The sequence below is a fragment of the Halorussus halophilus genome (assembly GCF_008831545.1).
Lineage (GTDB): Archaea > Halobacteriota > Halobacteria > Halobacteriales > Haladaptataceae > Halorussus > Halorussus halophilus.
On the sequence record NZ_CP044523.1, the window covers coordinates 671,424 to 692,803 of the forward strand.

General features: G+C 55.4%; 25 protein-coding genes. 10 read left to right on the plus strand and 15 right to left on the minus strand.

The annotated features are described in order from the left end of the window. Positions 1-212: 212 nt before the first annotated feature. The 3 genes from nadC to nadA are packed head-to-tail and all read right to left on the minus strand — an operon-like array spanning position 213 to position 3,708. Complete coding sequence (gene nadC / locus F7R90_RS03275) at positions 213-1,028, minus strand: carboxylating nicotinate-nucleotide diphosphorylase (protein ID WP_158055855.1); 816 nt, start codon at positions 1,026-1,028, stop codon at positions 213-215. Continuing rightward, positions 1,015-2,577 carry an L-aspartate oxidase gene (locus tag F7R90_RS03280; RefSeq protein ID WP_158055856.1) on the minus strand — a complete coding sequence of 521 codons (1,563 nt, stop codon included), beginning with the start codon at positions 2,575-2,577 and terminating at the stop codon, positions 1,015-1,017. The genes nadC and F7R90_RS03280 overlap by 14 nt, the downstream gene beginning before the upstream one ends. A gap of 6 nt (positions 2,578-2,583) precedes the next feature. Beyond that, on the minus strand, positions 2,584-3,708 hold the full coding sequence (nadA, locus tag F7R90_RS03285; protein WP_225741247.1) for a quinolinate synthase NadA: 1,125 nt from the start codon (positions 3,706-3,708) through the stop codon (positions 2,584-2,586). 246 nt (positions 3,709-3,954) lie between these two features. Between nadA and F7R90_RS03290 the strand changes: the two genes are divergently transcribed. Further along, positions 3,955-4,377: a hypothetical protein gene (locus F7R90_RS03290; protein ID WP_158055858.1), complete on the plus strand. Its 423-nt coding sequence runs from the start codon at positions 3,955-3,957 to the stop codon at positions 4,375-4,377. On the opposite strand, the gene F7R90_RS03295 is transcribed toward F7R90_RS03290, so the two are convergent. From F7R90_RS03295 to F7R90_RS03305, 3 genes are all read right to left on the minus strand, one after another. Further along, on the minus strand, positions 4,378-5,961 hold the full coding sequence (locus tag F7R90_RS03295; RefSeq protein ID WP_158055859.1) for an amidohydrolase: 1,584 nt from the start codon (positions 5,959-5,961) through the stop codon (positions 4,378-4,380). It lies immediately after the preceding gene. 51 nt (positions 5,962-6,012) lie between these two features. Then, entirely contained in the window at positions 6,013-6,309 is a 297-nt protein-coding gene (locus F7R90_RS03300) for a HalOD1 output domain-containing protein (protein ID WP_225741248.1), read from the minus strand. A gap of 113 nt (positions 6,310-6,422) precedes the next feature. Next, positions 6,423-7,067 (minus strand): helix-turn-helix domain-containing protein, encoded by a 645-nt coding sequence (locus tag F7R90_RS03305; protein ID WP_158055860.1) that lies wholly within the window; start codon positions 7,065-7,067, stop codon positions 6,423-6,425. A gap of 138 nt (positions 7,068-7,205) precedes the next feature. Here F7R90_RS03305 and F7R90_RS03310 point away from each other — a divergent pair, with 138 nt between their 5' ends. Further along, positions 7,206-8,282 carry a thiamine pyrophosphate-dependent enzyme gene (locus F7R90_RS03310; protein ID WP_158055861.1) on the plus strand — a complete coding sequence of 359 codons (1,077 nt, stop codon included), beginning with the start codon at positions 7,206-7,208 and terminating at the stop codon, positions 8,280-8,282. A 99-nt stretch (positions 8,283-8,381) separates the two neighbouring features. Beyond that, positions 8,382-8,570: a hypothetical protein gene (locus F7R90_RS03315; protein ID WP_158055862.1), complete on the plus strand. Its 189-nt coding sequence runs from the start codon at positions 8,382-8,384 to the stop codon at positions 8,568-8,570. A gap of 67 nt (positions 8,571-8,637) precedes the next feature. On the opposite strand, the gene F7R90_RS03320 is transcribed toward F7R90_RS03315, so the two are convergent. Next, entirely contained in the window at positions 8,638-8,868 is a 231-nt protein-coding gene (locus tag F7R90_RS03320; RefSeq protein WP_158055863.1) for an Lrp/AsnC family transcriptional regulator, read from the minus strand. An 80-nt stretch (positions 8,869-8,948) separates the two neighbouring features. On the opposite strand from F7R90_RS03320, the gene F7R90_RS03325 reads away from it, so the two are divergent. After that, positions 8,949-9,644 (plus strand): potassium channel family protein, encoded by a 696-nt coding sequence (locus F7R90_RS03325; protein ID WP_158055864.1) that lies wholly within the window; start codon positions 8,949-8,951, stop codon positions 9,642-9,644. 2 nt (positions 9,645-9,646) lie between these two features. Next, positions 9,647-9,877 (plus strand): Lrp/AsnC family transcriptional regulator, encoded by a 231-nt coding sequence (locus F7R90_RS03330; protein ID WP_158055865.1) that lies wholly within the window; start codon positions 9,647-9,649, stop codon positions 9,875-9,877. A 16-nt stretch (positions 9,878-9,893) separates the two neighbouring features. Here F7R90_RS03330 and F7R90_RS03335 read toward each other — a convergent pair whose 3' ends face one another. Then, a complete protein-coding gene (locus tag F7R90_RS03335) occupies positions 9,894-10,424 on the minus strand; it encodes a DUF5813 family protein (RefSeq protein ID WP_192498384.1) in 531 nt (176 codons plus the stop codon). 78 nt (positions 10,425-10,502) lie between these two features. Continuing rightward, positions 10,503-10,937 (minus strand): hypothetical protein, encoded by a 435-nt coding sequence (locus F7R90_RS03340; protein ID WP_158055866.1) that lies wholly within the window; start codon positions 10,935-10,937, stop codon positions 10,503-10,505. 120 nt (positions 10,938-11,057) lie between these two features. Between F7R90_RS03340 and F7R90_RS03345 the strand changes: the two genes are divergently transcribed. Together F7R90_RS03345 and F7R90_RS03350 are read left to right on the plus strand one after the other, a co-directional pair. Continuing rightward, the gene (locus tag F7R90_RS03345) at positions 11,058-11,453 is read left to right on the plus strand and encodes a hypothetical protein (protein ID WP_158055867.1); all 396 of its coding nucleotides are present in this window, start codon (positions 11,058-11,060) and stop codon (positions 11,451-11,453) included. A 654-nt stretch (positions 11,454-12,107) separates the two neighbouring features. Continuing rightward, positions 12,108-12,611: a hypothetical protein gene (locus tag F7R90_RS03350; RefSeq protein ID WP_158055868.1), complete on the plus strand. Its 504-nt coding sequence runs from the start codon at positions 12,108-12,110 to the stop codon at positions 12,609-12,611. Positions 12,612-13,228: 617 nt separating this feature from the next. Here the strand turns inward: F7R90_RS03350 and F7R90_RS03355 are convergent. The 5 genes from F7R90_RS03355 to F7R90_RS03375 form a co-directional block, all read right to left on the minus strand. Next, positions 13,229-14,461: a hypothetical protein gene (locus tag F7R90_RS03355; protein WP_158055869.1), complete on the minus strand. Its 1,233-nt coding sequence runs from the start codon at positions 14,459-14,461 to the stop codon at positions 13,229-13,231. A gap of 844 nt (positions 14,462-15,305) precedes the next feature. After that, complete coding sequence (locus F7R90_RS03360; protein WP_225741249.1) at positions 15,306-15,680, minus strand: DUF2085 domain-containing protein; 375 nt, start codon at positions 15,678-15,680, stop codon at positions 15,306-15,308. After that, the gene (locus tag F7R90_RS03365; RefSeq protein ID WP_158055870.1) at positions 15,670-16,107 is read right to left on the minus strand and encodes a zinc ribbon domain-containing protein; all 438 of its coding nucleotides are present in this window, start codon (positions 16,105-16,107) and stop codon (positions 15,670-15,672) included. The genes F7R90_RS03360 and F7R90_RS03365 overlap by 11 nt, the downstream gene beginning before the upstream one ends. Before the next feature lie 307 nt (positions 16,108-16,414). Next, positions 16,415-16,597: a hypothetical protein gene (locus F7R90_RS03370; protein ID WP_158055871.1), complete on the minus strand. Its 183-nt coding sequence runs from the start codon at positions 16,595-16,597 to the stop codon at positions 16,415-16,417. A gap of 424 nt (positions 16,598-17,021) precedes the next feature. Next, positions 17,022-17,360 carry a hypothetical protein gene (locus F7R90_RS03375; protein WP_158055872.1) on the minus strand — a complete coding sequence of 113 codons (339 nt, stop codon included), beginning with the start codon at positions 17,358-17,360 and terminating at the stop codon, positions 17,022-17,024. Between the two features lie 565 nt (positions 17,361-17,925). Between F7R90_RS03375 and F7R90_RS03380 the strand changes: the two genes are divergently transcribed. The 3 genes from F7R90_RS03380 to F7R90_RS03390 all read left to right on the plus strand — a co-directional run bounded on the left by F7R90_RS03380 (position 17,926) and on the right by F7R90_RS03390 (position 19,984). After that, positions 17,926-18,888, plus strand: coding sequence for a hypothetical protein (locus F7R90_RS03380; RefSeq protein ID WP_158055873.1), 963 nt, complete (start codon positions 17,926-17,928; stop codon positions 18,886-18,888). A 4-nt stretch (positions 18,889-18,892) separates the two neighbouring features. Then, a complete protein-coding gene (locus F7R90_RS03385) occupies positions 18,893-19,360 on the plus strand; it encodes an AlbA family DNA-binding domain-containing protein (RefSeq protein ID WP_158055874.1) in 468 nt (155 codons plus the stop codon). Between the two features lie 153 nt (positions 19,361-19,513). Then, a complete protein-coding gene (locus F7R90_RS03390) occupies positions 19,514-19,984 on the plus strand; it encodes a hypothetical protein (RefSeq protein ID WP_158055875.1) in 471 nt (156 codons plus the stop codon). Between the two features lie 729 nt (positions 19,985-20,713). Here the strand turns inward: F7R90_RS03390 and F7R90_RS03395 are convergent. Next, on the minus strand, positions 20,714-21,181 hold the full coding sequence (locus tag F7R90_RS03395) for a hypothetical protein (RefSeq protein WP_158055876.1): 468 nt from the start codon (positions 21,179-21,181) through the stop codon (positions 20,714-20,716). Positions 21,182-21,380 lie beyond the last annotated feature (199 nt).

Here is a 21,380-nt window from a genome sequence, read left to right on the forward strand (position 1 = left end):
TCGCACGAGTCACATCTGAGCCTCCCTGAACGCAGTGACGCTAGTTACTCCCGAAACCGATGAGAAACCGCCCCGCACAGCACCGCACCAGCCACACCCTCCCCAACCGACTCGTTCGCTGACGCTCACTCGTCCCTCGCGCGGCATTTGGCGTGACACGAAGTCACGCCGACGCGCGCCGTTATCTTTGAAACCAAAATTCGCCCAAAAACTCACTCGCCAGTTCTGAACGACAGGTCCAGACTCGGAGCCGAGTGCGTCAGCGATCCCATCGAAATCACGTCCACGCCAGTTGCGGCGTAGTCCGGCACGTCACCGACCGTAATCCCGCCACTGGCTTCTGCCAGTACGTCGTCGGGGAGCGACTCGACGCCAGATTGCACTTCCTCCGGCGAGAGGTTGTCGAACAGCACGATGTCCGCTCCGGCGTCTGCCGCCCGAGCGCCGTCCTCTGGCGCCTCGACTTCGACCTCCAGTTTCGTGGCGAAGGACTTGCGCTCGCGGAAGTGTTCGATGGCGCCCTCCAGTCCCATCTCGGCGACGTGGTTGTCCTTGACCATGACCATGCCGGAGAGATTGAGTCGGTGGGTGTCCCCGCCACCAGCGGCAACTGCACGCTTCTCGACGCCGCGCAGGCCGGGTGTCGTCTTTCGGGTGCCCGCGACCGCGACCGAGTCGTCTACCTCGTGGGCCGCCGCGACCGCTCTCCGGGTTTCTGTCGCTACGCCAGAGGCGTGCGCCGCGACGTTGACTGCGACGCGCTCGCCCCTGAGAACCGACTCCGCAGGGCCGTTCACTTCCAGAATGGTCTCGCCAGTGGAGACCCGGTCTCCTCCCTCTACGGGGGTATCGCCGGTCGAAACGTCCAGATAGTCGAAGACAGCTTTCGCGGCGTCGAGTCCCGCGACGACGCCCGACTCCTTGGCGACGAGTCGCCCCGTCGTCCACCCCGGAACGTGGTTAGTCACGTCGCGATGGCCCACGTCCTCGGCCAGCCACTGCTCGACTTGGCCATTAGTCACTGGCATTGGGGACCTCCGTCTCGGTGCCGTCGGTTTCGTTCGGGGCGTCGGTTTCGTCGGGGTCTCCTGCGAGCGCGTGACAGCCGACCGGTTCTGCTTCGATTGCGTCGCGCACGACCAGCAGGGACACGACCGTCGCGTTCCGCAGTTCGTAGAGGTCTCGCGCGGTTCGAGTACGGGCGTAGGCGTCCACCTCGCCCTTGAGTCGCCGGAGGACCGCGGCCGCTCGTTGAAGGCCGTCGGGCGTTCGTCGGATGCCGACCTGCTCGTCCATCACGCGGCGGAGTCGGACGAACTTCTCGCTGGCGAACCCGGACGGAAGGTCGGGGTCGCTGTCCCGCAGGTCCGGAGCCTCCACGACTTCGGGGTTGTAGCCGCTCGCAGATTCGCCTGCGCGAAGTCCCCAGACGAGTCCTTCAAGCAGACTCGTACTCGCCAGACGGTTCGCGCCGTGGACACCAGTGCAAGCGCACTCGCCGACCGCGAAGAGTCGGTCGAGGCTCGTCTGCCCTTCGTCGTCCACCGCGAGGCCGCCACAGAGGAAGTGTTCGCTGGGTTCGACTGGAATTCCCTCGTCCCACTCGACGCCGCGCTGTTCGCACTCCGACGCGAGGTCCGGGAACTCCGATTCGAAGTCGATGGGACTCACGTCCAGCAGGACTTTGCCAGTCGCCTCGCGTTCGTCGGCGACCGCACGGGCGACCACGTCGCGTGGCGCGAGTTCGGCGTCCGGATGGTAGTCGGGCATGAACCGTTCGCCGTCCGCGTTGCGCAGGAGCGCGCCTTCCCCCCGAACTGCCTCGCTGAGCAGGAAAGGATTTTCACCAGCGTACGCGGTCGGGTGGAACTGCACGTAGGCCATGTCGTCTACGTCGGCGCCCGCGAGGGCAGCCATCGCAACGCCGTCGCCGGTCGCCGTCTCCGGGTTCGTAGAGGTGCCGTACAGCGCGCCGATGCCGCCCGTGGCGAGGACGGTGGTGCCTGCGAAGACTGGCTCGAATTGGTTGTCCGACCCGTTCTCGCTCTCGTCTCCACAATCGACCATCGCGCCGTGAACCCGGCCCTCGTGGGTAATCAGGTCCAGCGCGGCGGTGTCCGTTCTGACCGTCACTTGTTCGTGGTCGTCCAAGTGCGAGAGGAACGGCCCGAGGACGTGTCTGCCAGTACTGGCGTCCACGTGCAGGATTCGACTCTCGGAGTGGGCGGCCTCCCGGCCGTAGTCGAAGTGGTCGCCGTCGCGGTCGAACTCGACCCCGAGCGTGTCCACGATAACGTCGTCTACGGCTTCGCGGGCGTTTTCGACGAGAACAGACACGGCCTCAGGGTTAGCAGTGCCGTCGCTCGCGTCGAGTACGTCCTGCTCGAAGGCGTCGGGGTCACTCCGCGTCGTGGCGATGCCACCCTGCGCCCAGTGAGAGGTGGTCTCTTCGGGGCGCGTGGCCTTGGTGACGACGAGTACTTCCGCACCCTCGCGGGCCGCACCGAGCGCGGCCGCACAACCAGCGATTCCACTGCCGACGACGAGTACGTCTGCGGTGGTTTGATTTGTCGTCATCGTCGTCTAAATCTCCAACATTCGTTCGAGCGCAACGTTGGCTAGCTCTGCTTCCTTGGGCGCGACCGAAATCACGTTCTGCTCGCGGCCCGCGACCAGTTCCTCTAGCACCCACGTCAGGTAGTTCGGATCCACCTGTCGCATCGCGTTGCAGTCCATACACGCGTCACCACAGAGTGGCAGGACGTTCACTTCGGGGTGCCACCGCTGGAGGTGGTTCGTGAGGTGGATTTCCGTTCCGATGGCCCACGTGTCGCCGGGGTCGGCATTTTCGATGGTCTCGCAGATGGTCGCCGTGCTTCCCGCGATGTCCGCGGCTTCCACGACTTCGCGGCGACATTCGGGGTGGACGACGACGTTCGCGTCGGGGTACTCGTCTCGAATCGCCGCGACATGGTCAGTGCGGAAGCGTTCGTGGACCTGACAGTAGCCGTCCCAGAGGATGATGTCGGAGTCGGCCACTTCGTCGGCATCCTTGCCTTCGGGGTCCCACGGATCCCACGAAGCCATCTCATCCTCCATCCCGAGTCGGTAAGCGGTGTTCTCGCCGAGGTGCTTGTCGGGGAGGAACAGTACCTTGTCGCCTTGTTCGAAGGCCCACTTAAACACGTCGTGGGCGTTCGAAGAGGTACAGACCGCGCCGCCCTGCTGGGAGCAGAACGCCTTCAGGTCGGCGTAGGAGTTCATGTAGGTGATGGGGATGATGTCGGCGTCGGGGGCCGCGTTCGTAATCTCCTCCCACGCGGCGTCAACTTGGAGTGCTTCGGCCATCCCGGCCATCGGACAGGACGCCTCCATCGAGGGGAGAACGACCGTCTGGTCGTCGTCGGTGATGATGTCGGCCGACTCGGCCATGAACGTCACGCCGCAGAAGACGACGTACTGAGCGTCCGCTTCGGCCGCCTCGACGCTCAACTGATACGAGTCGCCCACGAAGTCGGCGTGTTCGACGATTTCTCTCCGCTGGTAGTTGTGGCCTAAGACGACGAGGTCGTCGCCCAACTCCGCTTTCGCGGCCTCGATTCGGTCTGTTCGCTCGTCTTCGCTCAGTCCCCGATACGCTTCGGGCAACTGCTCTAGATTGTCGTACTTGAAGAGGCTGAGGTCCGTCTCGAAGCCTGCTGATTTCATTTCCGGCACGGTTAGACACCACTGAGTAATCTAGCTAACACGGGTCTCTATTGAAAATGTTTTCTCTTCATACACAGGCTGTGCATTCCCACCGGCTCCATTACAACGAAAATAGTAAAATTGTTCGTCGGAGTCGCGTCTCGAACTCTCGAATCTGCTGGTTACGCCCGCAATAAACGTTGACTTCTACGAACACGTCTCGTTATTCGCCGAGTAGGAAAGAGGCCGGAGGTTGGACAGGGCGGCATGGAACGTTTTCAGCGACTGCTCGCCGCGGCGGGAGTCGTATTCCTCCTGACCGGCGTCGGCGTGGCGGTACTCGCACCGCACGCGCCGAGTAGTCAGTCGCAGACGAACGCCGTGAGCGAGGCAAACGGTACAGCGGCCGACAATAGGGGCGCGGGGGCCGCGGGGACCACGACCGAGCGCGCGGAAACGACGACGACAGCGGTTTCTGACGATGCTCCGACGGACTCGCCGGAGAGCGACGCCGAAGACGACGAACAGACTGAGAACGAGCAGGCCGAGGAAGACGACGAAGAAGAGAAGAACGACCCACCGGGGAAAGCGAAGGGTCACGACAAGAAAGAAAAGAAGGACAAGCACGACGGGGACGACGAAACGGAGGAAGACGACGATGACGAAGCAGACGACGACGAGGACGACTAATCAGTTCTCGCGGCCGTCGTAGACGACTTCGCCATCGACCACCGTCATCGCAACGTCGATGTTCTGGATGTCTTCCGGATGGTTCCACGGCGACCGCTCCAAGGCGACGAAGTCTGCTTTCTTGCCTACCTCGATAGTGCCGAGTCGTTCTTCGGCGAATCCGGCGTACGCGGCTCCTTCGGTGTACGCTCGCAGGGCCTGAGTCACCGAGAGTCGCTGTGGCTCCGCAGGCGCGTTGACTGCTTGATGAATTCCGAACAGAGGGTCCAGCGGCATGCAGTCGCTCCCGAACGCGAGGTGCGCGCCAGCGTTCAGCAGGTCCGCGAAGCGGTTGGAGTTCTCACGGCGTTCGGTGCCGAGTCGGTCCTCGTACAGTCCGTCTTCGCGCGCCCACTTCAGGAAGTTCGGCTGTACCGACGCAATCACGCCGCTCTCTGCGAATCGTTCGACTGACTCGTCGTCGGTCAGTTCCGCGTGTTCCACGCGGTGGCGGGCTTCTCCGGGATTCTCAGTTTTCTCGTAGGCCGAGAGGACCGCATCGACTGCTTCGTCGCCGATAGCGTGGGCCGTAAACTGGAGGCCAGCCTCGTCGGCTCTCTGGACGAACTCCTCCAATTCGTCCGGCGAGACGACCCACTGGCCGGTTTCACCGTCCGCGTCGGCGTACGGTTCCGATAGCTTCGCGGTGCGACCGCCGAGACTCCCGTCGGTAAAGCTCTTGATTGCGCCGACCTCCACGAATTCGCTCCCGTGGTTGGTGACGAGGCCGGTTTCGACGAGGGCGTCGAGGTGGTCGGTCCAGTAGTTCAGTCGCACCCGGAGCGCGAGGTCGCCCGATAGTTCCATCTGGCGGTACACCTCGGGAGCGCGCGAGTCCCGAACCATGTCGTGGACGGCGGTGACGCCCTTGCTGTGGGCGTTTTCTTGGGCAGCAGCGAGGAGTTTCCGCATCTCTGCTCGGCCCGGTTCGATTGCTTCGTAGATGACGTCCACGGCTTCCTCGACGATGACGCCCGTGGGTTCGTTCTGCTCGCGTTTCACGTCCGCCGCGGGCATCTCGTCTTCGTGTCGCTCCAAGGCGGCGGAGTTGACCGCCGCGATGTGCATGTCCTCTCGGAACGCCGCGACGGGTCGGTCCTCGCTCACCTGGTCTAAGTCTTCGCGGGTGAGATACCGCGACTCGGTCCACGTACTCTCGTCGTAGCTGAAGCCGAGAATCCAGTCGGATTCTGTCTGTCTGTTTTCTGCGAGCAGTTCGACGCAGTCGCCCGGCGAGTCCGCCGCGGAGAGGTCTGCGTAGACGAGCGAGCGACCGAGGTGCTGGAGATGGGTGTGCGCGTCGATGAACCCCGGTAAGAGAACGCGTCCGTCGAGACTGACGACTTCTGTCTCGACGCCTTCGAGGAACCGAATTTCGTCGTCGCTGTCGATACGGACGATTTCGCCGTCTCGGACCGCGACCGCTTCTGCGGTTGGTTCGCCGTCGGCTGTCGTGCCGTTGGCTGTCGTTGTCCCGTCTTCTGTGGTGTCGGCTAACGTGTGGACTGCCGCGTCGGTGAAGATGAGGTCTGCCGCCGCTGTCATATCGAAACGGTTCGGGGGAGAGGCGTTAACCGTTGGGGAAGCGGCCGTACGCTACTCGTCTGGGCCGAGGACGGTAACGACGCCGTCACCTGTGACAGTGACTTCGTAGCCCGAGAAGGGGAACGAGACGGTGCCACCCATTCGCTTCGTGCCGTCGTGCTGGTCGGCGAAGAGAGCGTCGAGTGCTTCCGGGTCGATCTGTTTCGCGAGCGGTTCTATCTGTAACGGATCTGCGTTCGAGGCCGCCGCCACAGCCGCCACGACGCCCGAACTCACCCGTTCCGAGGGGTCTACTTCGTACGTTAGTTCCATCCCACAGTCACTGGCCTCTGAATCTGTTCCAATCATACGTGCTCGATATTCGCCACTAGTTGGGTCTTCGATGAGAGTCCCACCTCCACTGTTTGGTCAGCGACGGGCCTACGTTCGCTGGTTCGCCACTGAACGGATTTAAGTAGTCGTCACCGCTCGACGAAGAGCGTCGATTCCACGAGATTCCGGAGACCACGTCGGAGTCGTTTCGAGACGGCCCGCGAGGAGATGTCGAACTCCTCGGAGAGGTCTTCGAGGGTCACGTCTCGCGGCTCGTCGAAGTACCCCGACTCGTAGGCGGCCACGATAGTCTCGCGCTGACTGTCGGTCAGGCCGTACCGCGCTCCCGCCTCGACGGCTTCGAGGGTGTGAATCCAGTTCAGTCGCAAGTCGATGTCGTTGTCCACGCAGTACTGTTGGAGCGTGGCGACGCCCGCGCGGTCCGGGGAGCGGATTCGAAGGAGCCAGATGCTCTCTTGGCTTCGCACTTCGAGTAGCGTCGCTTTCGATTCGAGGACGCCGACGACGAGACTCGGCTGTTCGGTCCACACCGCACGGACCAGCGCGCCGTCTTCGAACTGGTCGAGGACAGTCACTTCCTCGATACCACGCTGGTCGTTTAATGCCGAGACGAACGTTTCGACGTCGTCGCCCCACACCCAGAAGAACGGCAGTGCGTTGTCTCCGGTCGGAACGACGCGTTCGAGTTCGACCTGCATGTCGGGCGTCGCCGACAGGGCTCGGCCGAGTGGGAAGTCACCGACGGGAACTGACAACTCCGCGATGACGCTCATAGATTCGGTACGCTAGCATCCGACAAGTAGTTGTGGCCGCTCTAGTCAAGCCGCCGTCGCCAACTTCGAGGAGTCGTCGCGGTCCGCTCGCAAGCGTTTCCGGAACCACTAAGCGAGACGCCAAAATACTCCCCGCGCATGAACCGCATCATCGGCGAGCGCGACCTCTCCGAGACGCCGTTTTCAGCCGAGGACGCGCGAGACGTGTACCGTGACGTGGTCCGAGCGCGAGCGTTTGACGAGCGGGCGCTGGCGCTCCAGCGTCGCGGGTGGATGAGCAGTTGGCCGCCGTACAAGGGACAGGAAGGCTCGCAGGTGGGTGCGGCCGCCGCACTGGCGGACGAGGACTGGCTCTTCCCGACCTACCGCTCGAACGCGATGCAGGTGGCTCGGGACGTGCCGATAAGCGACATCTTGCTGTTCCGTCGCGGTCGCCCGGAGTACGCCTCCGACCACGACGTGCCGAACTTCCCTCAAGCGGTTCCGATTGCGACTCAGATTCCCCACGCCGCTGGCGCGGGGATGGCGATGAACTACGAGCGCGACGTGAAAGGAGACGGAGAGGGAGACGCCGCCGACGGGGCCGCACTCTGCTATTTCGGTGACGGCGCGACCAGCGAGGGCGACTTCCACGAAGGACTGAACTTCGCGGGCGTCTTCGACGCGCCGGTCGTCTTCTTCTGCGAGAACAACGAGTGGGCCATCAGTCTGCCGCGACACAAACAGACGGCCGCCGACAGTATCGCACAGAAGGCAGAAGCCTACGGCTTCGAGGGCGTACAGGTGGACGGCAACGACCCGCTGGCAGTTCGAGAGACGGTTTCCGAAGCCTTGGAGAGCGCACGCGACGGCGACCCTGTGCTGGTCGAGAGTCTGACTTACCGACAGGGTGCCCACACGACCAGTGACGACCCGAGCGAGTACGAGGAGACCAGAAACGAACTGCCCGATTGGCGGACTGCCGACCCGCTCGAACGCTACGAAGCCTACCTGCGAGAGCAGGGCGTCTTGGACGACGAGTTCGTCGCGGAAGTCGAAGCCGAAGCAGACGCGGAGCTAGACGAAGCCGTCGAGCGTGCCGAATCGGTCGAAGAAGCAGACCCTCACGACGTGTTCGACAGAGTGTACGCGGACCTGCCGCCGCGTCTGCGCGACCAACGCGACTGGCTGGACTCGTTCCTCAAAGGCCACGACGTGCAAGAAGTGGACCACTAGACGGACGTCGTCACCAGTTTCAGACGAACGCCGTCGGTTCTGTAGGACGCTTTTCAGTGCTCCCCTAGATTTACCATCTCCTGATATATTGGTAGTCGCATGTCGAATCAAGACGTGCAAAAAGACGTCGCTGGGTGGGTGCTGCTGGTCGCGGGAATCGTTCTCCTCGCTAGCACTTCGAGTACAGGTCAGTTGAGCGGGAACTTCGCGGAGACCGTCGTTCCGCTGTTGCTCGGGGGAATGCTTCTCGTCGGCGGTTCTGTCGCCTTCGTCTACTGGCAACGGTAGCGGTTCGAGCGATTTCCAGCAAACGAGCGGAGGGCACACTCGCCAACAGTCAATCGAGAGCAGTGAGTCAGTCTAACGCCATGTACGTCTTGGTGTCGGCCACACCGTCCATGCCGGAGATGTCCGAGGAGGCGGCGTGAAGTACGTCGTACACCTCTCCGGCGTCTGCTTCCACGATGATGTCGAAGTCGCCAGCGACGACGTGGGCTTCAGAGATGCCGTCGAGTTCGCGGACGGACTCGATGAGTTCTTCGGAACGTCCGGCGGCAGTCTTCACCATGATAAACGCGTGAACCATCACCGTGGCATTCACTACCACGCGAGAAAAGCCTTTGGGGTGGAGAAAAGTTATTCAACCAGTCGGGCGTAAGGAGTACCATGCGATTCGTTATCATTGGTGCAGGTCGCGTCGGGTTGCGGACCGCACGTGTCCTTCGGGAGGAAGGACACGATGTGACCATCATCGAGCGCGATGCCAACAAGGCCGAGCGCGCCCGCAACGACGACTTCGAAGTCATCGAAGGCGACGGGTCGCTTGAGGCGACGTTGACGCAAGCGGACCTCGAATCGGCCGACGCAGTCGGGGCGCTCACTGGCGATTTGAACACCAACTTCGCGGCCTGCATGGTCGGCAGGCACTACGGCTGTCGGACGGTCCTGCGAATCGACGAGGACTACCGCGAAGACATCTACCGAAAGTTCGCCAGCGACGTGGACGAAGTGGTCTACCCCGAGCGACTAGGAGCCATCGGCGCGAAGAACGCCCTGCTCGGTGGCAATATCCGCGCCATCGCCGACATCGCTCAGAGCTTGCAAGTCGTGGAACTGACGATTACCGACGACTCGCCAGTGAAGGGCTACTCCATCAGCGAACTGTCGCTCCCGGCGAACGCCCGAATACTCGCGTTCGGGAAGAAAGACAGGGCGATGGACATCCCACTCCCGGACGACTCCTTGGAGACTGGCGACAGACTCGCCGTCCTCGCGGACTTCAAAGTGTTAGAAGACGTGCGCCAGATTCTCGTCGGCGAGAGCGGTCGCGCCACTGCAGAAGCACTCTCTGGAGGCAACTGACAATGGTCACAGCATACGTCATGGTCAAGGCGAACACGGGCGAGGCGGACCGACTCAAGAATGCAATCCTCGACATCGACGGCGTGGACGACGCCCACATCGTCGCTGGCGACGTAGACATCATCGCCAAACTCCGCGTCGAGTCCCCGGCGGAGGTGAAGGACATCGCGGCCGACGGCATTCAGGGCATTCAGGGCGTCGAGGACACGCAGACGTACATCGCGATGGACTGAGTACCGAACAGATTTTCTACATCGGTGGGCTTCCCGACGGCCCACCTGCACCACCCGATTTCTGGCCCGAGCCACCGTCGTCGTAGTTCTGCGTCGCCTGCTCGACCAGTTCCGAGGCCGGTTCTCCATACTCGTAGCCGGGGATGATGCCCTGCACCCACGTCCCCTCGATATACTCTACGATGGCTAGCGCGTCGTCCGCGGCCACCTCGGGATTCGACTGCTCGAACTCCACGGAGACGACGACTTCGTTGCCAATTCGCGCGATTTCTGGTGGGGTCGCGTCGTCGCTCTGCGCGACTGTGTGGGTGTCTTCGAGACGCAACTCCAGCGTCTCGAACCATCCGGTTTCGACCACGTCCGCGACCTCTTCGCCTTCGACCACTGCGTCGAGCATCGGTGCTCTGACCTCGACGTTGTACCCGGAGTTTTCATCCGCGATGGTGGTGTTCTCGAAGGGCGTCGAAGTGGACTCGAACTCTGCTCCGTCTCGCGTCTCGAAGTTAGGATGCTGGCGGAACGCGCGCTCGACTTCCTCGTCGGTCATTAGCGGGGTGGTAGGGGACAGGGCGGAATGTGGGTTTCGACTGCGAGATGGGGTGGTGAAGTCAGAACAGGACTCTTGCTACTGTGGAGATTGCCGTAGTCGAGACCCGACGATATCTCCACCGAGTGCCCCGAGCGCGGCGACGCCGACGAAGACGACGGGATACCACGCGAACTCACGGACGATTCCAAACGAGGGCCGAGTCACGACCCAGTGGGCACCGACGATTCCAGCACCGAACAGCAGTCCGCCGAGGGCGAACCCTGCGACGACTGCACTGACCGGCCGTTCGTCGGTGGTGGTGAGGTAGAACGCGCCGATCGCGGCCAGCAGATTCGGAGCGATTAGCGTCGAGAAGATAGTCGTCCAGACGGCGAAGCTACTCCACGTCTCGAAGAGCGGAACGGTCGATGTAGAGTCGAACCGCAACGCGGAAAATCCGACGACGGCCCCCAGTGTGGCAAGTGCCCCGATTACGGTACTCAGTTTCGTCGCTGACCTGTTGACGAGCATATATTTGACTGAGTTACGGCAGGCAAAAATGTTTGGGTGGACTGGGCTGTGCTGAGACGGTCTGTGGTCAACGGCTATATCCCCACAAAGAACTCGTAATACTCGACATATTTCCGAGCCATGCGACTTCGAATCGGCCTCCTGTTCGTTCTGGTTCTCAGTAGTGTGGTACTCGCGGGATGCGCAGGTAGCCAGAGCGGAACGACCACGACGGCTTCTACGACTGCATCGACCACGACCGAAACGACTGCGACAGCGACGACGAGCGACGAACCAGAGACGGGGGACAACTTACTCTCGGTCAGCCAGGCCGAAGACTCGACCGCGATGAAAGTCAACGAGAGCAAGCGGGCGAACTTCTCGGACCTCGACGAAGACCAACGAGTCGTTTTCCGAAAGGCGCACAACTGCTCGTGTAACGTTCAACAGGACGTGTTCGTGTTCAACGACAAGGACCGAATCGAATACGTGAAATACGACGGTCAGTGGTACTTCGTCCGCGTGTCTGCGGTCTAATCGGTTATCAACTCCTCTTGACACGAACTAGTCGGTGACGTCGGAGTAGCCGGGCCTGAAAACGCTGGAACTCGGGAGAGAAGAGATTGGGAGTTCTCCATGTTCACTACGTGTCGCGCTCGACTACACTCGTGGGGTCGAAGTTTTTCACCGCGAGCGAAGCGAGCGGGCCAAGGAACCCTCGGAGGAGGGCGCTTTGTGGCCTCCGTAGGGGGTGACGATGTGATTTTCATCGACGTTTTTATCGAGCGGCCGCACTGCGACCGCTCGCAATAAAAAGGTCGTATGCGAGGGATGGGATTCGAACCCATGGACGTCTACACGAGCGGGTCTTAAGCCCGGCAGCCATATCCGCAGAGCTGACATGACGCCCAACGTCATGGGCGTCCTAGTGCTATCACTTTCCCGGTGAGCACCCATATTCACGGTATTTCTTGGCCTTACTTGGTCGAATGTGCCCCAACTATATCAAATCCCTTCTAACGCGGGTGTGAGCCACTAACGATTCTCTTTATGCCGAGACTCCCGATCTGGGAACTCTTTTCTTGTCAGAGAAAATGTTGACCACCGTCTAATCGACCCTTCTCATTTATCGGTTTCCGCTCATATGTAGTAGGTGAAAAAACATTTGTCTTTTGAACCATTCTTTCCATTATGGTGATTCCCAATATCACAACGGAAACTGCTACTCTTATTTCTGGATTAATCGGCGGAATTGTAGGTTCCTTAGGGAATTACCTCGTGCAGATTTTAGTGGACAACAAAAGGAGGGAAAGGAGTTCTGATGACCTTCGAGCGTCACTTATTTCTGAAATAGAAAGCATGAGAAGTATTGACACCTTTGACCCTAGTTCTCTCGGAGTCCCATCAACAGGATTTGTTCGGAAAAACCTATATGAGAATAGTAGCGATCAAATTGGGCAGCTGTCACGCTCTGAAGCAGTAGCTGTGATAAACTTCTATGGGGGACTATCTAATCTCCAGTCTCAAGTTGAGGATTTTAAAGACATGAATACATCGGCGGGTAGATCTTCAAAAAAAGGAAAGAAGAATCAAATGGGAGACATAATTAACCAGCAAATGGCGGACTTAAAAAAAGCCCGTATAGCAGCCCTACAATTACTACAGAAAAATATGAACAAAGATACGCATATCTAGCCCCTGGGGGCATACCATTATAGGATGCTAAGTGCTATGTTTTCGGTGATTCCAATCTCGATCGACGTCCAGTTGGGCGATGAGCAGGGCGCAAAGCAGCACCACCTACGCAGATAAAAAATATTATCAATGTAGTAGGGACTACAGATATATCTTTGAGAGATGGTTCAGTCTGGCGTTCTCAGCGAATTCTCGCTACGAGGAACTCAATCTGACACCCAAATTTCTCAGTTACTAGGGTGTAGTGTAGGTATCAGACAATACTAGGGTTGGGTCGTCTTGTGCAATTTTCCAGCTCGCCAATTTTATAAGTAATCGAATCTATTGAACTAAACCTTGGTCATAGAAGTAGTTGATAGTACGGCTTCTTTATTCAGTCTACGGCCCGTAACTGATTTGGTGATTTTGCTCAATGCGTGGTGCGAATTGATTAGGGAACTTCCTGCCAAATACAGAAGATATTATCGAGGACGTGCTGGATACAGAGGGTGTAATCAGCAATCCTCCGGTCGTTGTTTCACACTAGATGAATTGAACAGACCGATAGGGAAGCGTGTGAATTCCTCATTATGGTCAAGAGGTTACACCGCTCTGAGTGGACAGCACGGGATTGTTCCTCACCCAACCCAGAACAGTTCAACCGCTGCAATCGCGACGGTGACCGCTGTCAACACTAATATTACGATGGTCAGGTAGTTGGTCGCACGCTGCTGGCGGAGCGTAGCAGTCGTAGCGCGGACATTAATCTTGTCTTGGATATAATTCGAAACTTCGTCCAACTTAGAACCGATCCGCTCAAGATCCGACGATATTTGCTCGCTCAGTGTAGCCAACTGCTGGTCGTAAATATCCAAGTGTGAGTTTACAGGAGCTCCCTGTGTTATCTCATCAATTTTCACCGGCTCGAGTTGTTGCCTGTGTGGGCGTCGAAGAGGGGGTCTCGACTCCAAATCCGCAACTTCGTCTACTGTCTTAGTGTATCGGTTGGTCCACGTCTCCCGAATGTCGTCTAACTCGCTCTCGATTTCCAGCATCTCTTGGAACTGACTCGACTCGCTCGAACCATTCCGCATAAGCCCCTCAATGCCGTGCGTCTCCCGATCTAACTCAGCGAGGAGGCTTACACGGTGGTTGAACCACAAATATGTTCGAAGGTATTCGTGAAGAGGTCTGAGCCGTCGAAGCCATATCGGCTCGAGATCTGCCTCGGAATCCGGCGGAGAAGTCAAATTGAAAACGGTTAGCTTTCCCCAAGGAAATGCTGTGCCTTGTGATGTGACCAAGTCCTCTCCGTTAAGTAGTGACTGTGGGTGATCTACGCCGTAATGAATCTTATTCAGTTCTTCTCTGTTTTCCTCGAGAAATTGGGCCAACAACTCTTCTGATACCTCTCCATCATCTCCTGTTACCGGCTGTGATTCTGCCGGTTCAACGTAGAATTGGACCGTTTGACGGTTGAAATCTGTCGGTGCAACTGTGGGAATTCTTTGAGCTACTCCAGTTAGCTGTTCAGCAAGGTCGTCGATGACATAGTGAGTTCTGCTCGGCTCCTCCTCTTCAATCTCCTCGACTTGTCCTTCGCTCAATTCGGCGACTGTTACTGTATCGATAAGATGCCGAGTCTCGAAGCTGATGAACGTCTTCACTGACTCGAATGTGCTAAATCCGTTATCAGAGGTGGGTAGTTCTCCCTCGAATCGATACCGCTCCCACTGCTGCCCGCCGAGAACACTCTCACCGAATTGCGTCCCCTCATCATTATACAGTCTTTGGAGGCTGCTCATGAGCAAGTCGCTCTTTGAATCGTGGCAGAGGTCATAACGAATTAATGCAGCAGTATCAATCTCCATTTGTCACTGGTTTGAGTATCGACCTACCTAAGTGCTGTTCATGCTGTGAGGTTCACAGAACGTGAAATAGTTCCTCTGTATCTACCGCTCCGACTCCTCACCAGACCCGAATGGCCAGTGACCGATTCGCGCCCTGTATTCAGCACGCTAATTCTGACAGTCCTTGGATGAGTTGTTGATGAGCGTGATCAATAGACGCTCTCCATTGTGCACCGTCGATTCAATCCTATCAGCAGGAGAGGGTTTCAACAAGGCCCGATTTTCCTATTTCTAACGTATGGGTGGCGACGTGGGGTGTCTGGGCACTGTGTGGGTCGGAGCCGGATCGGAGCAGCAGTTGAGTACTGTGCGTCATCGAGGACTGACCGAGCTCACAACGGATTCTGGGCGTCGCTGTGTGTCTCGCGTCGGTGGGTGGTGTGTCTACTGGGATATGGTGGTTGGGCATGGACACTGCGAAAATAGAATAAGACCGAGGCCACGATCGTCCTGGCCCTCGAGAGGTCGACGATTGAAGAGCAGAGAGCGGAGGACGTCCGCTCTCGGCTTCTTCACGCCTAGTGATTGGTATCGGCCTCCCTACTCGTCGAGGCAGCGCTGTGTCGCTGTACGCGCTTTCTCATGGCACGCTGTATAGACGATGACCTTGACTCTCTCAGCGGTAGGTCAGTTACACTCTCCGTCGATACTCTTAGTGTCTATTTCCTCCGAAATCGAAGTAAAACAGTTTTCACATAGTATTGCTCCCTTCGATTCATCTTCTGTTTGCAACTTCATTATTCCATATGGTTTTCCATCGAAATAACAGACGCATCGATCACAGGAAAATGCTTCACCCATATTTTCACCCCTTTATGTAAAATACGCTGTGTATGAGTGTAGGCACTCCGACGCCCATTAGTATTCCAGTGATTGTTCTTAGCCGATTATTGCTTTCTCGGTTGCCGAACATCTGAGTGACCCCGTCAAGAGCCCCAGGGATAATGAGAACTATACCAAATAGTATTCCTATTACTTGGTCAGGAGGCCACCAAATTCCTAATTGGAGGATGAGAAGGGCAAAAAAGCCCGACAGGTATAATGGCGTACACCTTGCACAGAGCCCGAAATATCGGCCATTATGACAGTACGAACGATCGGGACGAGAATGACAGAGTGGGTACTTTCGAAAAACCTGCGATGATCGGAATATTTTCCCTATGACCTTCTTAATTGCCATCAGTTAGCTCTTCTCCACAGTCGTGGCAGTAGTTATTATCCACGGAGTTTTGCCAGCCACAGTTACCGCAAACACGTTTAGGGCCTTTTTTCGAATTCTTTCCTCCAATAGAGACTTGTTGCTGTTGCTGAGATCCAGCTCCGTCACTATCGTCACTTATTGACCTTCGAAACGCAACTCCTGTTTCTGCGACAACCATCCAAGTGACGATGACACCCACTGCTGCGATTGTCACTCCCGATGATCCTGCTGTTTCAGGCGAAGATAATGCGCCGACAATAAATCCTAAAAATCCTACGATAACTCCCGCTGCCAATTTTTGGTTATCATCGAGCTTATGGTGTAATGCTGGACCATTCTCGTTAGTATCTTCTCCGTTCTGTATTCTCTCAAGTTCTTTCTCGAAGCTATTTTTGTTGCCTGCCATTTCACTCACTCTCACTACCGAACGAGAAACCACAGTCACCACAGTATGTTGCTTCGCGTGGATTCTCCATCCCACAGTCTGGGCAGACGCGCTTTGGCTCGTCTTCCGTGCTCCCTTCATCAACTACGATTTGTTGTTGCTGTTGTTGTTGTTGAGATCCAGAACAACAACATCCGATTGTCCCAATTGCTAAAAGAGAAATTAGTGTCAAAGCCGGCTCGATTACGATGGAGCTCACGTCAAAGACAGAAAATTATAAGATATTAAGTGTTATGTTTTCGGTGATTCCAGACTCGGTTCATATTAGTCAGATGATGAGCAGTCCGTGACGCAGGGGATGCGACTTTCGGCGGTCGCCAATGCGGGACGAGAGAGACGCACTGTTCTCCTCCAACGAGGGGTCAGTGGTAGAAAGGACATCGTCGAGCGCCTCTTCATCGACACTCGGCACCTGGAAGAGTGCGAGCACCATCACCTTCTTCATCTTCACTAATCTGGGGAATGTCGCGAATGTCGAAGTCTTTGACTGAGTAGTGCTTCCCTATCTTGTCGGGGTGGTGCTTCTGGTTACGGTCGACTGTTGGTCGTATGGCTGGATGAGTCGGCGTCGACAGGCTCTTATTGAGTGCCAGTAAAGACCGTCGTCGACTCAGTAAGCTGCGTATAATTATGCGCATATTCAGTGAGTAGATGATATGGGTCCGGCACTTGGTATAACACTCGGCGGAATGTGTTTCAAAATAACTGCCCCACCGGCGTTAGTGGGAGGACTCTTGTTTGCCCTATTAGGTATGCCAGAAATCGCAGGAGGGATTGTTTTATTTGGAGTCGGTGGAGCGCCAGGAGTAGCTGGGGTTGGCGGTCTGTTAGCGCCGACTCCCTGAGCTCGGCGAAACACCATCAAAAGCGCGATGTTAGATGATCGCTGCCAGCAGAACGATGAGGACTCCCAGTACGACAATCAACCAGAGGAAGTTGCCGAACCAGCCGAAAATCAATAGCGATCCGGACACAGCAGGATTCTCTTGTGCGTCTTTTGGCAGGTATTTTTGCATCGTCGAGCCACGCATCTTGTAGATAGACTCCGGCATTGCGACGAGGAAGAAGAAGAACGGGAAGATGAGGACACCGATGACCCCGAGGACGGCACCGAGATAGAACATGTTCTGGCGGTTAAGGTTGGTCGAGTTCGTCTGGTCAGTCGATTGGGTGCCAGCGGTTGAAGTGCTCTCTCCCACTTTTTGATACTGCATCGAACCACAGTTCTCACAGGGTGGGTTATTTCGAGGGTGCCTCGACCCGCAGTCGACACACTCCCACTGGACGTGGGTAACCGCCTCGATTCGCTGGGGTGACTGTGACTCGTCGAGATCCGCGAACTTGTCGTGACCACACTCTCGGCATGGGGGATGGTTCGCCTCGTGCTCGGCAGTGCAACTGGCACAAATCCAAGTCATAAGCTAATCTGACCCATTGCAGTATTTGGCTTAAATGTATTGCTATAATTATATTTGATAGAGTGTACACGCTTCCCGGTACTTAGCACATTGTGCTAAAACAGTCAAGAGGAGTGTCCGTTCATGTTGTTTGCGACCACAATCGCACGCATGGCCGAGAGGGACGCGCTGTTATCCTCCAATGAGACATCCGGGTTGGAGGTCGCAGTCCGTCAAATACGCAGTAGAGACCGCTCACGGCTTCGACGTGCACAAGAGGCATTCATGTTTGACCAAGACTCGGACTGACTAGGCTTGTATCTTTCAATAACAGTGGATTAAATACGTCGGGTCCGAATAGGTCAGTAAGTGATTAGCAATTATGGTTGATTACAACGGACTACTGCTTTTTAACCAAATTCATCAGCTATCATCTCCTATAGAACTCGACAGTTTTGGCAATAAGCTCACAATGGAGATTAAGGATGAGGTTGAGCCAACACAAAAGCAGGAGTCGATAGAGGAGATTTTTCTCCCCGCTCGGACTCTGGATGAGCCTTTACCGAAGTATTTCTTCCGTTTCCTGGATGAGGAGTGCAGATGGTTTAGATATACAGTGAGAGAGCTCAAAGCGGAAGAGGGAATTAACACTGATGGAGATTTGTCTACATTTTACAAACCGGAAGAACGCACTTGTGATATATTTCTAACATCGGGGGGATATGTGTTTTTCAGAGGGGCAAAATCAGAAATACAGGGGTTTGTCGACCGCTTTTATTCACGACTCAGGGATATAGGAATTAACCGCCACCACAAGGAAATAAGATTCGATTCAGATTACTTACTTTGGATTTTCTATCACTATCGACTCAACAAATCTCTTCCTACTGAACTAGGAGTGGACTTACTAACGGATGCCAAAGTTGTCGGCGATCGAGACAGGGTTGGTAGTTTTAATCGTGTCTCTGGTTCAACCGATGTCGGTAAGTCGGCACCCGTTCTGACAGGAATTCTGAATGGAAAAAATATCTCAATGTTAGGAGGAGTTTTCACTTTAGACGGGATAAAAATAACTGCAGATATCGAGGTGGACGGCCGAATCCATATAAAGACAGATAATACCATCAACCAGCTTAATCAAGAGGGCCGTATTGTCACTTCAGTAGTTTTCCTACAGGGATTATGCAAACTTCGGGAACATTGGCAAAAGTTGGAGAATTCTAAACGTTATCCACCCATAGAATTCTTCGAAGAAATATCTGATAATTTGGAGAACGCGGGGGTAGAGGTCCAGATTGCTATAGAGCCAGTTATCGAAGAATATCGGAAAAAACGGGAGAGATAGAATAATGGTAGAGATATACGAACAAGAGGAAGCCTCTATCGGGGTAGCCGAAATCAAATTAGCAAAAGAAGCAGGTAGAGGTGAGAAAACAGAATTTTATGCAGCCATACCTGAAGAGGATGAAGATCTTGCAGTAACGGCATGCAGTCTAGCAAACAATGGTGGTGGTCAAATACTTATAGGGGTTGATAAAACTGGGAAAGTAATTGGACTGGAAAGTGGGGATGTTGAGGATGACGTAAAAGATATCCTTGACCGGGATATTGAAAGGAAACTGGATCGGACGTATGTCACATCTAGTGTGGAATTGGAAAAGGAAACAATTTTAGCAATTGTGGTCAGTGACTTCAAAAGATATCCTCTAACAGCAGATGGTAGATTTTATCTTCGTCATCAAGATGAAGACGTACTACTCTCCCCTGACGAAGTTTGCGATCTTATGAGACAGAGCCCAGTTTTGAAAGAGAAGTAATTAATAAGGTACTCTTACTCACTGCCAGAGTATTCAGCACCTCAGGTGTTTGGACAGAAGTGCAGCGGGTCAGGCTGAATTAGGTCTTTCATTTATTGCAATATAAAGTATAACTCAAAACATCTTTACCGGTCTTGTCTGAAGGGACGAGTAATGAGTGTTTGGGCTGAAATTGCAAAGCGGATTGTCCCAGATTATGAGAGTAGAATCGCATCACGGGACGTGCTTAAGAGCCAGTATCAGGAGGCACTAAAAGACTTAGAAGCAGGGGACCCAATGGGTTTTCCAGAAAATCCTTGGAAACAGCATGAATTAGGAGACAGTGTCTTTGACCATCATCTGAAGACAAAGAAGATCATCCAAGAAAAGGGGGCAAAGAAAGGCGGTAAACACCACATACCTGAAAGTGATATGGACGAGGTCAAAACCGCGTTAGACGATACGGTTAAACGGATTAGAAGGGTGAATTTAAAAGACAAGATTGCTAGAACGGGGTGGGCTGTTCTACTTCTGGCAGGAATAGTGATATCGCTCTATATCGCTATTGTAGGTCTGGATTCGGTAATCAAGAGCCTATTTTCGATGGGTGCGGGAAATGCTTCAGCTACCACAGTGTCTTTCTAAATTTGTTGGGTGTATTCTCTCCAATTAGCATTCCTACCAAACGGTTGGCGTGGTGCCCGTTGGGTAGGAGGGGAGCTTATTATTGCCTCAGGAATTCACATTAATGACATCGAACTCAGAGAGTATTCGACCACTGCTTCCATCGATAAGTTTTAAACTATGATATCGCCCCCCATCAGCCACATCCCGTTCAGGAAATACCTCGATAGTGAGTGGGAATTCGTATTCAGAAACGGATTCACAACTGAGTACATTATTCACGGGATTGTACTCGTGTTCGCTTCGAGGTTTGGTTCGCAGTTCAGCACCAATCTCAGATGACGGCTGCAATTTTAGTTTGAATCTGTTAGTGAAGCGCGAAAGCCGAACACTCCCGTGGAGGACCAATTCCTCGCCCTGAATCATGGCCATATTCCGCTGCTCGGACATTACATCTGGCTGCCGTTCACCCTCAACAAGGTGGGTGGGTGTACAATTCACATCAGTCCCGAATGGTCGCCCTGACCAGTAGTTATAGCCCAACGATAGAAGGAGACACATGAGTGCTCCCCCACCCAAGACGAACTTTTGCCATAAATTGGGAACGAAGCCATTTATTCCAAATAGTATCGACGCAACGGTGACTGCTGTATAGCCGAGGTTAGTCTCGCGATAATGGCCTACGAACTTTTGGAGAATCCGTTTGAGCGATTGCCATCGTGAAGGATCGCTCATAGCCATACTCAATCGTTAATTTCCAGTGAGGACTTCCCGTTCGAAAAGTTGGATAATATATTCTCTACCATCTGGCCAGTCGGACTCTATCTGGAGACCTCCTTGCTGATAGCGTACAACAATTTGGTGTTCGTCGACAACGAATCCCACTTCTGCATTCTCGATCGTATAGTTGCCAATCACGGCCTCTCGAGAGACACCTTCAATTTCCCGATACGGGACTTCTTGACCCCCCTCCAGCACGTGAATTTCTATGATGCTGTCCGCCTGACCAAGAAACGTCCAAAGTGCATCCTCAGGTGCATGGAGATTACGATAGATGGTGAATCCCTGTGGAATAGCGTCCGCAATATGCTGGGCAATTTGATCAACAGACTCAACATCGGTTTGTAACTCTAGAATGAATAATTCTGAGCCGTCACGGTACTCAAAATTTAGTTCAATATCTCGGCCAGGAGTGTACTGAGATGGCTCGTCATACACAATTGTACCCTGATATGACTGTTGGGAAAACGGATAGTCGTCATGAAGAGGCTCGACAGACTGAGAGGTGATAGACTGAAGTGAGAGCCGTGCCGTCGATAACTCCGGAAGACGCTCCGCTAAGGAGGATTTAGCGGTGTCCGCACGACGGAGATTAGAGACACCCATCGTATCTCACACTAGTGTATTGTAGTGTATA